Genomic DNA, 14,123 nt, shown 5'->3' with positions numbered 1-14,123 from the left:
TTGTTCACCTAAAAAAATGATTTTAAGAACCTTGCATGCCCTTACTTAAGAATATAAAATCTCATTTTAGAAACTATTTTGTAAAATATAAAATATGGTTAATAAGTTTAGCCCACAGCTTTGTCCTACTTTCTTTGGGTTATATTTGGCTGGGAATGACGTATACTTTTGGCGATGAAGCTTTTTTAATTAAATGGACGGCATTGATAAAAAAAGACATTTTAAATTTCGATCCCAAACCACTGCCATCAGAAGTTCTGTTTATAAATACATCGCAAAGTAAAGTTGAAATTGAGATAAATCGCGATCCACTGGCAATTCAACCCGAAGAAGTTGAAATTACGGACAGAAAACAACTCTCAGAACTTGTTTCATTAATAGAGCCTTACAAAGATGATGTACAACTTGTGGTTCTGGATTTGATTTTTGATTTGCCTTCTGAAGACGATTCTCTTCTCCAGACCCAGCTTAACAAAATGCGAAACAAAATTTTAGGAGCAGTTCATATAAATAAAAATAAAGAAATCCCTGAGTCTGTGCTTGATTTACCGGTTGCTCTGGCAACCTATCGTTCGGCGGAAGGAATGTTTTTTAAATATCCAATTGTTTACAACGAGCAAAAAACACTGCCTGCAATTATGTACGAAAAAATTTCTGGTAATACTATTTCAAAAAAAGGGATGTTTTTTCGTGACGGAAACAAAATAAGTTTGAAAGCTCCCATAACAGATTTTAAAGTAAGAATGACCGACTTTAAACTGGGCAAAAACCTGGATGAATCTAATTTTGCACTACATCATATGGGAACAATAACGGAGTTGGGAAAATTTATGGAGCCCAAAGATTTGAAAAAAATGTTTGCCGGTAAAATTATAATGATTGGAGATTTTGACAACGACACGCATAAAACTGCTTTTGGAATTATGCCAGGCATGCTCATTGTTTTTAACGCTTATCTTACACTTTTAAATAACGACAACATTATTACGCTTGGCTGGCTGTTGCTAATTGTTATCGGATTCACCTGGATTTCCCACAGAATTTTAACCGGAAAAGGCTTTAATTTGCTGGATTTACTTAAAAATAAATTTCGCTCCGGCTGGATACATTTTATTATTGATTCACTCGATGAGCTGTTTTTTTTGTCAATATTAACCATTTTGTCGTATCTTTTTTTCAACATTCACATCAACATCCTGGTACTTTTTGTGTACCTGAAGCTTGTTGAATTTGGAATTGACATTGTTAAGAACAGGTATAAAATAGAGGTATGAAAACACTAACTGCACTGCTGCTTTTGTTAACCATTTTTTCCCTTCCACCTGCTGAAAATTTCTATGTTGTAAAGGTTGTTGGTGAAGTTTTGTGTAATAACAAAACGCTAAAAACCGGCGATAAACTTACTGAAGAGAATATTCTTCATTTTTCGGGGAAAGAAGATAAAATTTATCTGCTTTCGCCAAACGATGGCTACTTCCTGCTCTCTCCCGGCGACCAGGAAAAGGAATCAAAAAAATGGGTGGTTGCCTTAAAAAAAGCTGTTATTCCACAAAATAAATATTACATGACTGCTACGCGCAGTTCAAACAATTTTTCTTCTTTTGAGGATGTTTACGATTTGATGGGCTTTTTTAGAGAAAAGGTTTTGATTGTCAATGAAACGCCATTTTTATATAACACGGAAAAAATACCCCTGGATGACAAAAACTATTTGTTGTTCTCCGATTTAAAGGGGAACAAAAAAGTAAATCTCAAAATTGATAATAATTCATTTTCAATAGCCGGAGATTACAAGGATGAGACATTCCAACTGACGTATGTAACTTCGGCGGAGAAGAAAGAAATTGGCACTTTTAGTCTCACGACCAAATCAAGAAAAGCAATTTCTGAAGAACTGGCTGTTTTTTTTAATAATCAAAGCGGAAAAAATTCTTCTGCCGTCTATTTTGAACAAATTGTTCCATACATTTCAGAAGCCTACGGGAATACCAATATGGAAGTAATCAAAAACATTATTGATAAAGATCTTCGTGTAAAAGTTGCCAAAACCAATCTGCCGTGAATTAGAAACCTTTTGCCCTCATCAAGCGGTCGAGAGCCTGCCACTTTATCCCTTTACTAAAGTTGGCTGCTACTTCCGGCTCAAGGTTATCGATAAGTAAATGGTGCATTCCCAGCCGTTTGATTCTTTTTTTCAGGACAGCTTTCTCTTTGTTCTCCTCTGCTACCATTCCGGCATACAACACATTAAACCAAATTTCTATTTCGAGTCGGTCGCTGCCGTGCTTGTAATATTTACTAATTTCAGTAATTTGTTTAAAAATATGTTCGTCGAGCAGTGCTGTTGTTTTATCAAAAATCAAAACAAAATCACCGTAGATTTTTTGATTGCCATATTTCTTTCCCAACTTTTTCAGCCGCCTGAAATATCTTTCATCGGTTGGGGCAAACCGCTCCCCACCAGGCTTTGTAAGGAAAACACACCAGTCGTCAAAACTTCCGGAATCAAATTCTATAAATCCGCCATTGCTAAATGTATTTAATTTTCGGGGCATATTTTTTATGTATTAACCGACAATTGTTCCCTCAAAATCAGTATTAAAAGTAAATAAAAGCTACAAATAATTCCAAACAGCACTACTCATTTCTTAACTGACACTGACTCAAAACAAAATACATGTCAATTTTAATATAAAGACGTTTTTAAACTTATCCTTCGCGATTGAATCTAACCAGCAAGTACAATAAAAAAACAATGATGAACAAAATTAAATTCATTTTGAATGTTTCGCTGGCAGCAGTCATGTTGTTACTAATGGATCCAAGATCGTTTTACGGACTTGGATTTCATGAGTGGGCAGGTTTAATAATTGGTTTATTCTTCCTGCTTCACAAGGCGTTAAACTGGACCTGGATAAAAAAGGTTACCATGGGTTTTATAAAACGATGTCCCCGAAGAGCCCGGTTAAATTATGTGTTGGATGTCCTTCTTCTCGTGGGAATGTTTTTAATGATTTTCAGTGGAATTGCCATTGCCAAAACAATTGATTTTTCGTGGCTCAACCTGGGAGGCTCCCATATGTTTTGGCGTGTAATGCACACCAGTTCATCATATATTACACTGGCGCTTTTTGGAATTCACCTTGGATTGCACTGGAAATGGGTAGTTCAAAGATTTAACTTTAAAAAAGACAAAAAATGGCAAAAAAAATTGGCATCATAATCATCAATTTGGGAATCGTTATTTGGGGGATAATTGGTTTTAACCATCTGAATTATTGGGAAAGAAGTGTCCGTATTTTTCATGTAAACAGCGAACAAAACTTCAGACCAGGTTTTGATCCGGGCAGATCAAGTTTTGATGAAAGGAGCAGCCGGAACAGGACGAATCGAACGAAGAGCATCGCTCAGCAAAGCGCAGATGTCGTTCAAAGAAATCGTGAAAGCCTCCGTGAAAGAAACTTTGAAGACCGGGGGCACGGCCGCAGAGGCTTTCACAGCAGACAAAAAATACAACTGAGAAATGTAGTGTGGTTTCTGGCTGTATTTTGTTTATTTACTGTTGGAACCATTTATACCGATAAAATACGGACTTTCAGGAAAAAAGAAAAGTAAAAGACACAATTATTCTTTTATATTTCAAATACTTAAACCTTTTTATTATTCAATTTGTCTTATTATACGATAACCGGAGCGAAACAAATAACAAACCATTAATTTTTTTTATGAAAAGGAAAATTCGAATTTACTATCATCTGGTTTTTTCCGTAATAAGTATACTGTTTATCAACCAGGCCGTTTTTTCACAAAATTTGAATGAGAATCCGGAACTGGATAAAAAAGTAAAAGCTTTTCTGTCGGATAAGCGATACTCGTGGAGAGATATGAATGTACCGGCGTCTGACGGCCAGTTACTGTTTGATATTATTGTAGAAAACGGTTATAAAAATGCGGTTGAGATTGGCACTTCAACCGGACACTCGGGGGTTTGGATTGCATGGGCATTAAGTAAAACCGGGGGTAAATTAATTACTTTTGAAATTGACGAACAGCGACATAAGGAAGCGCTTGCTAACTTTGAAGAAGCCGGTGTTGCTGAATATGTGGATGCCCGTTTAGGCGACGCCCACCAATTGGTACCTCAATTAAAAGGCCCCATCGATTTTGTTTTTAGTGATGCTGACAAAACATGGTACAAAAATTATTTTGTAGATATTGCACCCAAAATGGAAGTTGGTGGTTGTTTTACAGCCCACAATATTACACAGGGAAGAAGAATGTCAGGCATCGGTGAATTTGTGAAATATATTGAGTCGCTCACCAATTTTGAAACAACTTATAACAACAAAGGAGGCGGTGTTTCAATCAGTTACAAAACAAACAAAAATTAGGATCACAAAATCCGGACACTAATCTTTTATAATTCTTTCAATTCTACTGTCCAACTCTTTCTGATCGGCAGTGAAACTTGCCAGTCCGGATAAATTCAGTAAGGTATCGATGGCAAGTTCACCAAATTTTATTCTTTCTGCCCAACGCTCGTGCTTTGGGATTTTCCCGTCAGATGAAATAAATTCCAAATCCTCTTTGTTTAGCCTGGGAAACATATCGCCACAACCGGCAGCATGCGCTCTTTCAACCAATTCATCTCCTGTTTCCGGACAATTTTCATCCAATTCTTTTGCCAGTTCAACTTCTTTTGAGGATACTTCCCACAATTTTTCAGGAAAATATTGCGGCGCTTTTTTATTTAAATCAACCGGGTAAACTTTGTTTAATTTTGATTCAAATTTTCCATCCAGTTTTTCTCTTCCCTCACCGGCCACTTTTGTTGGCATGGTAAACACATTTACTCCGGCCAGGTCAACCAACTGCTCATAGTTCCGTAAACTGGCGGCGATTAATTTGGTAGAGTTGGAATTATCCCGCGAAAGTTCAGTAACCCATCGTTGGGTTGAAATAACTGTTCGCTCTCCTGCTCCGGAACCGTCACCTAAACCATTGTTTTTAATGTAAGCCCCAATTCTTCCCAGAAAAACATTTAAATAATCAGGTTTGGTAACAGCTGCCACCATTACGTTTTGCCGGGCCGAAAATTCAAGTGTAAAATTGATTCTCACTCCTTTCTCCTTCAATTTACGGGCGGCAATCAATCCGGTTGCCGTGTAAGGAACTTTTACAATAAATTGTTTTGGATTGATTTCAAAATATCTTAACCCGTAATCAATAATTGCATCTTTATCGTGCGCTGTGTCGGTATGTAACTCTACACTCACAAAACCGCCAAACTTTTTTGCGAGACGCAATCCATGCCGGGCGTTAAGGATAAATGCGATTTCAACGATCTGTTGTCTTAAAGGAAGCGATCCTACAATTTCTTTGGCTTCAGAAATAAAAGAATCATAAATTCCCTTTTGTATTTCTTTATTTACCAAGGTGTTGTTGGTTGTCAAAGCAGTCATTTCCGCGGTCCATATTCTTTCGGCTTCATCCATGTCTCCAGTATCGAGCCATAATTCAGTATCCACGTTTCGCAACGCTTTCCAAAATGTATCTCCTTTTGTAACTATCGGTCTTTCTTCAACTCCTTTTAAAATAAATGCTTTTATTTTCTCTTTTAAAACCTTATCCATAATCTTACTTTTTACTGTCTTATACTTATTTAAATAGTAAAACTTCAAAAATTGTTTAAGCATACATCTGCTTTTAACGAAAAATAATTAATACAATTTCTGTCATTTTTTCCGAACAATTAGTAGCCCCCCTAAAAACATGACAAAAATCATATAAACACAAACCACTGACTATAAGAATATTAAACATTAAAAATGAGATATTTTATAAAAATTATAGTACTTTGTATTGCATAGTTCTATTTTTTATTCATATATTTGTATTACAATAATCCATTTTAAAAATGGTAGCAGACAAAAAAAAGTTCTATACAAAGTGTAACATAAAACAAAAAAGAGCGTCATAAGATTGAAAGTTTGAAAAACAGAAAACAGAATAATAACAGAAAACAAAAAACAGGAGACAAAGTCATGAAAACAAAAAACAATGTTCAGAAAGCAATTACAAAAACGTTAGCAGCAGGAATGAGCTTAGTACTGATAAGTATTACAGTAAATGCGCAGGATTTTTGGAGGTCGTTATTTGAAAACAGTAGTTTTAACACCATTGCAACAGCCATGGTAGATAACAATCCAAAAGCAATGAAAACTGAAACACATGCTTCTTCGCCAGCTGACTTTTCAGCAATCTATGCAGAAACAGAAGAAGCTTTGGAACTGGAAAACTGGATGACCGATGAAGGTAGTTTTGAAGGTACATTCAATTTTGAGAATGAAGTGGAAGCTCCGCTTAATCTGGAAGTTTGGATGACAAGCACAAACTCTTTCAACAAAACCAGTTTTGCTATGGAAGTAGAGGCTGAGGAAATACTCGAACTCGAAAACTGGATGATTGACGAAACTAATTTTGGAAATTCATCTATTGAATTTATTAAAGAAACGGAAAAGCCATTGGAACTCGAAAACTGGATGTTGGAGGAATACAATTTCGACTCAATTGAAACAAAGGAACAACCACTCGAACTGGAAAGCTGGATGATATCTGATAAAAACTGGGTTGCATAAAACAACCCGGCCCCCAGATTTTGGTATCAGAAAAATTTTTAACAATCAAAAAAGACAGCGCCATGAAAATAGAAAACACAAAAGCACAAATGAGAAAAGGAGTTCTCGAATACTGTATTCTTCTGATACTGGACGGTGAACCTTTATATGCCACCAACATATTACAGGGATTAAAAGAAGCCAAAATGATAGTTGTGGAAGGAACACTTTATCCGCTATTGACCCGGCTAAAAAACGACGGGTTACTAAAATACAAATGGGAGGAATCAACACAGGGTCCGCCAAGAAAATATTACGAGCTAACAGACAGCGGGAAAAAATTTCTGAAAGAACTGGAAGGTTCATGGGACGAACTGGTTAACGCAGTTGGGTCCGTAAAACAAAACAGAGCATAAAAAACAAAAAACAATACACAAATGAAAAAGACATACACAATTCACCTTAGCGCCACAGTTTTTTATATTGAAGACGATGCTTACGAAGAACTGCAAAAATATCTTATCAGTTTAAAAAAATATTTTGGCGATAGCGAGGAAGGAAGGGAAATTATTGCAGATATTGAATTCAGGATCGCTGAAATATTTACTTCAAAAATTACTGAAGAGGAAAAAGTAGTCACAATGGAGTGGGTTAATGAAGTTGTGGAAATGATGGGAACACCTGAAACTTTTAATGAAGCCGGAGATAACGAAGAACCTTTCGGTGAAAAAAACAGACGAAAAAGAAGGCTTTACCGTGATCCTGAACATAAGGTTTTAGGTGGTGTTTGTGGTGGTTTGGCAGCTTATTTCGACATCGACCCTGTTGTTATGCGACTGATAATGGTCCTGCTGTTCTTCTTTACAGGGATAGCGCTATTTGTTTACCTTATTTTATGGATTGTTGTACCTAAAGCTGTAAACGCAGCACAGCGTCTTGAAATGCGTGGTGAAGACGTAACTGTAAAAAATATCGAGAAATTTATAAAAGAAGAAGTCGACTCGGTAAAAGAAAGCTATAACAAATTCAAAAAAGAGGGATTTTTCTCCAAAAGCAAAGCATAATCTTTTCTATAATCATAAAAAAAGGGAATCATCAAAAATGGTTCCCTTTCATAGTTTGTGGGGAGAGCAGGATTCGAACCTACGAAGGCTTTGCCAACAGATTTACAGTCTGCCCCGTTTGACCGCTTCGGTATCTCCCCAAAATAAGCTGAGCCGAATCTCAGATTCGAACTGAGGACCCCGAGATTACAAATCACGTGCTCTGGCCAACTGAGCTAATTCGGCTTATTTTATATCAATAAATTGCTTTAGAACGTTTGCTGTTTTTGAATTCAGCGGCGCAAAGTAAAGAATTAATTTTTTAATCTGCAAAACTTTTTTCAAACTTTTCTTTGCTTTTTTTCTTTCAAAAAAAGTGGGTAAGCTACCTGTGTCGCACCGCTACAACCGCCTACCCTTGCTGCCTTCCGACCCTGGGGGGATTCAGCAGGAGCTGGTCGCACAGGACTTACCCGGCTGCAAAAGTAGAAAATTTTGAATTACCTCCAAATAAAAATCAAAAGTCTCGTAATTTTCATGTCATTTTCCCGACTCATCAGAAAAAACATTCAAAAAAATAATTTGTAACTTTCAATTCTCTTACAGTTCTAATATTTCAAGTGAAATCAGATTAAAAAATAAACATATCTTTGTCGAACTTTACAAAAAAAACAATTATGGAACAAAAATCTGCATCTGTATGGAAATCATCCCTCATGTCAGGTATTTACCTGGGGATTGTATCAATTTTAGTTTCTGTTATTTTTTATGTAACCGGAAACCCCTTCTCTAAAATAGCCCAATGGCTGGGTTACGCAGTATTAATTGCCGGTGTTGTATTAGCGCAAATAAATTACAAAAAAGCGTTGGGTGGAACCATGAGCTATGGACAGGCACTGGGAGTTGGATTGTTAACGGTAGTTTTTGCTTCTATCTTATCGAGTATTTATACTGTTCTCTTATACACGGTTATTGATCCTTCGTTGACGGAACAACTAAAACTATTTACCGAAGAACAAATCGTAAAACAAGGCAGAGTACCTGAAGAGCAAATTGATATGGCAGTTGAGATGTCAGCAAAATTCCAAACCCCAACAATGATGATGGTTATGGGAATCTTTGGCGGCGCATTGATTGGCCTGATTATTTCTTTAATAACAGCTATTTTTACACAGAAAAAACCGGTAGACGATTTCACTGAATAAGAACAATCAGATTTAATATGGATATTTCCGTAGTTGTGCCCCTTTTTAACGAAAAAGAGTCGCTCCCTGAATTAACGCAATGGATAAAAAAAATAATGGAAGAGCATGGCTTCTCCTATGAAATTATTCTTATTGATGACGGTAGTATAGATGAGTCATGGAGCGTTGTAGAAGAACTACAAACAAAAAATAAAAATATTAAAGGGATAAAATTCAGGCGTAACTACGGAAAATCGGCTGCGCTATTTTGTGGTTTTGATGCAGCACTGGGCAATGTTGTTATTACCATGGATGCTGACTTGCAGGACAGCCCCGATGAAATTCCCGAGTTGTACCGAATGATTACAGAAGAAGGTTTTGACCTGGTTTCAGGATGGAAGAAAAAAAGACGAGATCCGGTTTTAAGCAAAAACATTCCAAGCAAACTATATAACTGGACGGTTAGAAGGATGACAGGGATAAAACTGCATGATATGAATTGCGGGTTAAAAGCTTACAAACGAAAAGTCATAAAAAGTATAGAAGTATATGGCGAAATGCACCGATATATCCCTGTTCTTGCGAAGTGGGCCGGCTATAAAAATATTGGCGAAAAAGTGGTTATTCACAGCGAAAGGAAATATGGCGTAACTAAATTCGGATTGGAACGTTTTGTTCGCGGTCCACTTGATTTACTCTCCGTGATTTTTATTTCAAGGTTTGTAAAAAGGCCGATGCATTTCTTTGGTATTCTTGGTATATTAATGGTGCTTCTTGGAATCGCATCAGCAATAGTACTCGCGGTGCAAAAAACACAACAGTTAAAAGCCGGAATATACGGCAACTTACTGACCGACAGCACGTATTTCTATATATCTCTAACAGCAATCATCATCGGGGCGCAGTTTTTCCTGGCAGGCTTCCTCGGAGAGCTAATCTCGCGCAGTGCATCCGACCGTAATAAATACCAAATTGATAAAAAGACATTTTAATCAAAATATTATTTTGAATGACTGAAGTACAAGTGCAATTTCAAAAGAAAAGAGAACCGGGTGATATTTTTTCTGATTCATTTCGGTTTCTGAAACAGGAATTTAAGCCTGTTGCCAAATTATTTGCCATATATATTTTACCTTTTATCATCATTTACGGAATTCTACAGGTTTACGTACAAATAAAAGTTTTAGGGAAAGTCGATTTGAATAACCCGGATATGCTACTTTCAAATATCGGCCCCATTTATGGTAACATTTTTATAATTTCTTTATTCGGAATTTTTGTGCAGTCGCTCCTTGGCGGAACATATTACACCTACATTGAGTATTATATAAAAAAAGGAAAAGGAAATTTCGAATTGAGTGAAATCACCCCCCTCTTCTTTTCCAACAGTTTAATTGCTTTAGGGGCTAACCTTTTACTTTTTATTGCGGTAATTGCTGGCGTGATAATGTGCATTGTCCCCGGAATTTATTTCGCCAACACTTTTTCCATCGTAGTAATGATCCTGATTTTTGAAAAAAAAGGTGTTGGCAACGCTTTCACCCGTTCGTGGAATTTGGTAAATTCTCAATGGTGGAATACTTTTTTAGTTAATCTGGTTGGAATCATCATTATTTATATCGTTAGCTTTCTAGTGTCTATCCCGGCAATGATTGCAGGAATTGGCTCAACAATGTTCAGCCTGCAGCAAACCGGAACAATAGACTATCCGCAATGGTACTGGATTCTTACGGGATTTTCAGTTATTGTTTCAGCCATATTGTGGATAATTCCTTACACTTTTCTGGCTTTTCAATATTTTAATCTGGATGAGCGTACAAAACCCAATCCACCACAAACTCAAAATTCATTGGAATAAAAGAAAGAGAACAAACCTCTGTACGTACTTGCCTGGCAAAATTCATGGCCTTATAAAAAAACAATGTTTGGGAAGTTCTTTAAAATAGAGTTGTTGCTTTTTACAATACAATATTAGAGTGAATACTTGCCGCCGTTTTTAATATCATTCACACCTTTTTTGTATTCTGAAATTAATGTTTCCATAATTTCTTTTACCGGTTTAATCTCTTTAATTTGGGCTGAAACCTGTCCGATTTCCAATTCACCATCTTCCAAATCGCCAAGAAATATTCCTTTTTTTGCACGTCCTTTTCCAAGTAATTCCTGTAAGCTTTCGGCAGTGGAACCACTTTTTTCAGCTTTATCCACCTGTTCAAAAAAATGATTTTTAATTAACCGCACCGGAGCCAGTTTTTTCAGGGCCAATTTTGTTCCCCCCTCGTTTAATGAAACAACCAGCTTTTTAAAATCAGGGTGCGCCGATGATTCTTCAGAAATTGCAAAACGAGAACCAACCTGAACACCATCTGCTCCCAAAGCCATTGCTGCCAGCATTGCCTGTCCTGTTGCAATCCCGCCTGCTGCCATCAAAGGTAAACCAGTTGCTTTTCTCACGGATGGAATCAAAGAAAGTGTAGTTGTCTCCTCTCGTCCGTTATGTCCTCCTGCCTCAAAACCTTCAGCAACAATGGCATCTACTCCCGCTGCCTCGCTTTTTTCCGCAAACAATGAACTTGAAACCACGTGAACAACCGTAGTTCCATGCTCTTTTAACCAGCCGGTCCATTTTTTAGGACTTCCTGCCGATGTAAACACAACCGGAACTTCATTCTGCACAACAATTTCCATTATTTTCTCGATTTCAGGATAAAGCAAGGGAACATTTACACCAAATGGTTTTTGAGTAGCTTGTTTTGCTTTTTTAATGTGTTCATCCAACACTTCAGGATGCATGGAACCTGCTCCAATCAAACCCAATCCTCCTGAGTTACTAACTGCCACAGCCAATTTCCATCCCGAACACCAAACCATACCACCCTGAATAACAGGATATTGAATATCAAACAACTCGCAAATTCTGTTCATAATACAATTTAAAATAAAAAACGGTTGTGAATATAAAAGAAATTCGCTATTCCGAACGAACAATATTCTCTTCCAGCAGTGTTGTTAACACTTCTTTTGAAATCCTTCGTTTTATTTCTCCGTCTTTGGTAAATGAAATAGAACCTCTTTCTTCGGAAACAATAACAACAACTGCGTCGGTAGATTCGGTTATTCCTACCGCAGCGCGATGGCGCAACCCCAGCATTTGATCCAACTCTTTTTGCGTTAGCGGCAGAATACAGCCCGCTGCTTTAATTTTATTTTCTTTAATTATTATTGCTCCGTCGTGGAGGGGAGAATTCTTAAAAAATATCGTGCGTATTAAGGACGATGAAATTCTGGCATTCAGCTTTTCGCCGGTGTTGATATAATCAGTCAACTCCGAGTCGCCGGCAATTACAATCAACGCCCCGGTTTTCGATTTCGCCATGGATACACAAGCATCAACAAGGTTTTCAATCTGTTCCTGGTTGATAGTTTTCACTTTTGCTGTTCCAAATAATTTATCGATAGAAAGCAAGCGGTTTACGTTATAATTTGTTCCGATAAATACCAGAAATTTCCGGATTTCAGGGTGAAAAACAATGATTAATGCAAGTACCCCTACCCCAATAAACTGTCCCATAATTGAGCCAAGCAACTGCATATTCAGTGCCCGCACAACCAACCAAAGCAAATACAACGAAAACAGACCAATGACAATATTAAAAGCCACCGTTCCTTTTATTAACCTATAGAGCTGATAAAGTAAAAGCGCAACCAAAAATATATCGAGGATATCAAGAAAACGGATGGTTATAAATGCCATCATTTAATTGTTGCTTTTATTTCACAAAAAATCTTTACGGCTTCAACAGCTTCTTTTACATCATGTACGCGTAAAATATCAGTTCCGCCCATTAACGCCAGTGTATTTGCAACTGTTGTCCCGTTTAGCGCAAATTCAGGTTTGGTTTCCAATGCCCTCCAAATCATAGACTTACGACTCAACCCTGCCATCACAGGAAGTTGGAATACTTTAAATGAATCGAGTTTGTTAAGTAACTCGTAATTGTGATCGAGATTTTTCCCAAATCCAAACCCCGGGTCTATTATTATATCTTTTACTCCCAATTTTGTGAGACGTTTTACTTTCTCGCTGAAATAAGTCGAAATCTCCTTAATAATATCATCGTATTCCGGATTCTCCTGCATATCACGCGGAGTTCCCTTTAAGTGCGATAAAATATACGGCACTTCCAGTTTCCCAATCGTTTCAAACATTTTGGAATCCAAAGTTCCGCCGGCTATATCATTTACAATCACCGGACCAAACTCATCAATTATCCGAACCGCCACCCAGGAACGAAAAGTATCGATAGAAAGTGGGATTGCAGGAAATTTTTTTCGGATCGTTTCAACAGCAGGCAATAATCTTCCTAATTCTACTTTGGTAGAAATAAGTTGTGCACCCGGCCGGGTCGATACGCCACCAATGTCAATTATGGAAGCTCCGTCTTCGATCATTTTTTCGACTGCAGCCATCAAAACTTTTTCGTCTTCCATTTTACCCCCGTCGAAAAACGAATCAGGTGTAACATTAATAATTCCCATAACTGCCGGTACGGATAAGTCAATTAGTTCTCCGCCCAGGTTTATAGAATTCTTACGTTTGAGGAACTTGCCCGCAGACTGGGTAATCAACATGAGTTAAAAACTTTTATGGTTTAACAAATTGTTAACTACAAATGTAAAACAAAACCATCCATTTTCCTCAAATTTTAATATTTTTATGCCTCATTTAACACTACAGATGGAGAAAACAAATCAACAGTACGATCAGGTAATTTCACTGTGCAGAAACATTTTCCAGAAAAAAATGCAGGATTACGGAACCGCCTGGCGCATTTTACGCCCTATTTCATTAACCGACCAGATATACATAAAAGCCCAACGAATCAGAAGCATAGAAGAAAAAGGAATTGCCAAAGTTGATGAAGGAATACGCCCTGAATTTATTGGGATAGTGAATTATGCAATTATGGGACTTATTCAGCTTGAACTGGGAACGTCGGAAAATGAACTATCGGAGCAGGAAACCCTTGATTTATACGATAAATATTTTGATACCGCAAAAAAATTAATGCAGGCCAAAAACCACGATTACGGTGAAGCCTGGCGGAACATGCGGATAAGTTCTTATACCGATTTAATTCTGATGAAATTAAAACGAACCAAACAAATTGAAGATAACCAGGGTAAAACAATCATTTCTGAAGGGATTGATGCCAATTATTTAGACATGATTAATTATGCTGTTTTTGCTCTTATAAAAATTGAGTTTGAAGCTTAAA

At 37.1% G+C, this 14,123-nt stretch carries 17 protein-coding genes, 2 tRNA genes and 1 other RNA gene; 12 read left to right on the top strand and 8 right to left on the bottom strand.

Annotated features, from left to right (window positions below; all coding sequences use genetic code 11):
• Positions 1-35 precede the first annotated feature (35 nt).
• Entirely contained in the window at positions 36-1,274 is a 1,239-nt protein-coding gene (locus K5G00_RS05225) for a CHASE2 domain-containing protein (RefSeq protein ID WP_238764800.1), read from the top strand.
• Positions 1,271-2,062, top strand: a complete 792-nt coding sequence (locus tag K5G00_RS05220; protein WP_238764798.1) for a hypothetical protein — start codon at positions 1,271-1,273, stop codon at positions 2,060-2,062. Before K5G00_RS05225 ends, K5G00_RS05220 begins: the two co-directional genes overlap by 4 nt.
• A gap of 1 nt (position 2,063) precedes the next feature.
• On the opposite strand, the gene K5G00_RS05215 is transcribed toward K5G00_RS05220, so the two are convergent.
• Positions 2,064-2,555: a DUF7004 family protein gene (locus tag K5G00_RS05215; RefSeq protein ID WP_238764790.1), complete on the bottom strand. Its 492-nt coding sequence runs from the start codon at positions 2,553-2,555 to the stop codon at positions 2,064-2,066.
• A 200-nt stretch (positions 2,556-2,755) separates the two neighbouring features.
• Between K5G00_RS05215 and K5G00_RS05210 the strand changes: the two genes are divergently transcribed.
• From K5G00_RS05210 to K5G00_RS05200, 3 genes are all read left to right on the top strand, one after another.
• Positions 2,756-3,223 (top strand): DUF4405 domain-containing protein, encoded by a 468-nt coding sequence (locus K5G00_RS05210; protein ID WP_238764788.1) that lies wholly within the window; start codon positions 2,756-2,758, stop codon positions 3,221-3,223.
• Positions 3,199-3,615, top strand: a complete 417-nt coding sequence (locus tag K5G00_RS05205; RefSeq protein WP_238764786.1) for a hypothetical protein — start codon at positions 3,199-3,201, stop codon at positions 3,613-3,615. Before K5G00_RS05210 ends, K5G00_RS05205 begins: the two co-directional genes overlap by 25 nt.
• A 110-nt stretch (positions 3,616-3,725) precedes the next feature.
• Positions 3,726-4,391, top strand: a complete 666-nt coding sequence (locus K5G00_RS05200; protein WP_238764776.1) for an O-methyltransferase — start codon at positions 3,726-3,728, stop codon at positions 4,389-4,391.
• Between the two features lie 18 nt (positions 4,392-4,409).
• Here the strand turns inward: K5G00_RS05200 and K5G00_RS05195 are convergent, their stop codons facing one another.
• On the bottom strand, positions 4,410-5,633 hold the full coding sequence (locus K5G00_RS05195) for a transaldolase family protein (protein ID WP_238764774.1): 1,224 nt from the start codon (positions 5,631-5,633) through the stop codon (positions 4,410-4,412).
• A gap of 411 nt (positions 5,634-6,044) precedes the next feature.
• Here K5G00_RS05195 and K5G00_RS05190 point away from each other — a divergent pair, with 411 nt between their 5' ends.
• From K5G00_RS05190 to K5G00_RS05180, 3 genes are all read left to right on the top strand, one after another.
• Positions 6,045-6,638 (top strand): hypothetical protein, encoded by a 594-nt coding sequence (locus tag K5G00_RS05190; protein ID WP_238764767.1) that lies wholly within the window; start codon positions 6,045-6,047, stop codon positions 6,636-6,638.
• Between the two features lie 62 nt (positions 6,639-6,700).
• On the top strand, positions 6,701-7,033 hold the full coding sequence (locus K5G00_RS05185; protein ID WP_158868708.1) for a PadR family transcriptional regulator: 333 nt from the start codon (positions 6,701-6,703) through the stop codon (positions 7,031-7,033).
• Between the two features lie 21 nt (positions 7,034-7,054).
• Complete coding sequence (locus tag K5G00_RS05180) at positions 7,055-7,681, top strand: PspC domain-containing protein (RefSeq protein WP_238764764.1); 627 nt, start codon at positions 7,055-7,057, stop codon at positions 7,679-7,681.
• A gap of 58 nt (positions 7,682-7,739) precedes the next feature.
• Here the strand turns inward: K5G00_RS05180 and K5G00_RS05175 are convergent.
• From K5G00_RS05175 to ffs, 3 genes are all read right to left on the bottom strand, one after another.
• Positions 7,740-7,821, bottom strand: a tRNA-Tyr gene (locus K5G00_RS05175).
• A gap of 11 nt (positions 7,822-7,832) precedes the next feature.
• Positions 7,833-7,906 (bottom strand) — tRNA-Thr (locus tag K5G00_RS05170).
• 129 nt (positions 7,907-8,035) lie between these two features.
• Positions 8,036-8,135, bottom strand: an RNA gene (gene ffs, locus K5G00_RS05165) — signal recognition particle sRNA small type.
• Positions 8,136-8,337: 202 nt separating this feature from the next.
• Between ffs and K5G00_RS05160 the strand changes: the two genes are divergently transcribed.
• Genes K5G00_RS05160 through K5G00_RS05150 form a run of 3 tightly spaced genes read left to right on the top strand, consistent with a single transcriptional unit; the run spans position 8,338 to position 10,702 of the window.
• Positions 8,338-8,865 carry a DUF4199 domain-containing protein gene (locus K5G00_RS05160; protein WP_238764762.1) on the top strand — a complete coding sequence of 176 codons (528 nt, stop codon included), beginning with the start codon at positions 8,338-8,340 and terminating at the stop codon, positions 8,863-8,865.
• A gap of 17 nt (positions 8,866-8,882) precedes the next feature.
• On the top strand, positions 8,883-9,836 hold the full coding sequence (locus K5G00_RS05155; RefSeq protein WP_238764760.1) for a glycosyltransferase family 2 protein: 954 nt from the start codon (positions 8,883-8,885) through the stop codon (positions 9,834-9,836).
• A gap of 17 nt (positions 9,837-9,853) precedes the next feature.
• Positions 9,854-10,702, top strand: coding sequence for a hypothetical protein (locus K5G00_RS05150; protein ID WP_238764757.1), 849 nt, complete (start codon positions 9,854-9,856; stop codon positions 10,700-10,702).
• A gap of 113 nt (positions 10,703-10,815) precedes the next feature.
• Here K5G00_RS05150 and K5G00_RS05145 read toward each other — a convergent pair whose 3' ends face one another.
• Genes K5G00_RS05145 through folP form a run of 3 tightly spaced genes read right to left on the bottom strand, consistent with a single transcriptional unit; the run spans position 10,816 to position 13,476 of the window.
• Positions 10,816-11,769: an NAD(P)H-dependent flavin oxidoreductase gene (locus K5G00_RS05145; protein ID WP_238764755.1), complete on the bottom strand. Its 954-nt coding sequence runs from the start codon at positions 11,767-11,769 to the stop codon at positions 10,816-10,818.
• A gap of 46 nt (positions 11,770-11,815) precedes the next feature.
• Positions 11,816-12,601 carry a diadenylate cyclase CdaA gene (gene cdaA / locus K5G00_RS05140; RefSeq protein WP_158868702.1) on the bottom strand — a complete coding sequence of 262 codons (786 nt, stop codon included), beginning with the start codon at positions 12,599-12,601 and terminating at the stop codon, positions 11,816-11,818.
• The gene (gene folP, locus K5G00_RS05135; protein ID WP_238764753.1) at positions 12,598-13,476 is read right to left on the bottom strand and encodes a dihydropteroate synthase; all 879 of its coding nucleotides are present in this window, start codon (positions 13,474-13,476) and stop codon (positions 12,598-12,600) included. Before folP ends, cdaA begins: the two co-directional genes overlap by 4 nt.
• Before the next feature lie 106 nt (positions 13,477-13,582).
• On the opposite strand from folP, the gene K5G00_RS05130 reads away from it, so the two are divergent.
• Positions 13,583-14,122, top strand: a complete 540-nt coding sequence (locus tag K5G00_RS05130) for a DUF1599 domain-containing protein (RefSeq protein WP_238764752.1) — start codon at positions 13,583-13,585, stop codon at positions 14,120-14,122.
• Position 14,123: the final 1 nt, after the last annotated feature.

Source organism: Maribellus maritimus (genome assembly GCF_022267315.1).
Lineage (GTDB): Bacteria > Bacteroidota > Bacteroidia > Bacteroidales > Prolixibacteraceae > Draconibacterium > Draconibacterium maritimum.
This window is presented reverse-complemented; position numbering and strand designations above follow the sequence as displayed.

Coding starts and splice junctions, on each gene's coding strand:
- K5G00_RS05225 (WP_238764800.1), top strand. CDS start 36: ATGCCCTTACTTAAGAATATAAAATCTCATTTTAGAAACTATTTTGTA.
- K5G00_RS05220 (WP_238764798.1), top strand. CDS start 1,271: ATGAAAACACTAACTGCACTGCTGCTTTTGTTAACCATTTTTTCCCTT.
- K5G00_RS05215 (WP_238764790.1), bottom strand. CDS start 2,555: ATGCCCCGAAAATTAAATACATTTAGCAATGGCGGATTTATAGAATTT.
- K5G00_RS05210 (WP_238764788.1), top strand. CDS start 2,756: ATGATGAACAAAATTAAATTCATTTTGAATGTTTCGCTGGCAGCAGTC.
- K5G00_RS05205 (WP_238764786.1), top strand. CDS start 3,199: ATGGCAAAAAAAATTGGCATCATAATCATCAATTTGGGAATCGTTATT.
- K5G00_RS05200 (WP_238764776.1), top strand. CDS start 3,726: ATGAAAAGGAAAATTCGAATTTACTATCATCTGGTTTTTTCCGTAATA.
- K5G00_RS05195 (WP_238764774.1), bottom strand. CDS start 5,633: ATGGATAAGGTTTTAAAAGAGAAAATAAAAGCATTTATTTTAAAAGGA.
- K5G00_RS05190 (WP_238764767.1), top strand. CDS start 6,045: ATGAAAACAAAAAACAATGTTCAGAAAGCAATTACAAAAACGTTAGCA.
- K5G00_RS05185 (WP_158868708.1), top strand. CDS start 6,701: ATGAAAATAGAAAACACAAAAGCACAAATGAGAAAAGGAGTTCTCGAA.
- K5G00_RS05180 (WP_238764764.1), top strand. CDS start 7,055: ATGAAAAAGACATACACAATTCACCTTAGCGCCACAGTTTTTTATATT.
- K5G00_RS05160 (WP_238764762.1), top strand. CDS start 8,338: ATGGAACAAAAATCTGCATCTGTATGGAAATCATCCCTCATGTCAGGT.
- K5G00_RS05155 (WP_238764760.1), top strand. CDS start 8,883: ATGGATATTTCCGTAGTTGTGCCCCTTTTTAACGAAAAAGAGTCGCTC.
- K5G00_RS05150 (WP_238764757.1), top strand. CDS start 9,854: ATGACTGAAGTACAAGTGCAATTTCAAAAGAAAAGAGAACCGGGTGAT.
- K5G00_RS05145 (WP_238764755.1), bottom strand. CDS start 11,769: ATGAACAGAATTTGCGAGTTGTTTGATATTCAATATCCTGTTATTCAG.
- cdaA (WP_158868702.1), bottom strand. CDS start 12,601: ATGATGGCATTTATAACCATCCGTTTTCTTGATATCCTCGATATATTT.
- folP (WP_238764753.1), bottom strand. CDS start 13,476: ATGTTGATTACCCAGTCTGCGGGCAAGTTCCTCAAACGTAAGAATTCT.
- K5G00_RS05130 (WP_238764752.1), top strand. CDS start 13,583: ATGGAGAAAACAAATCAACAGTACGATCAGGTAATTTCACTGTGCAGA.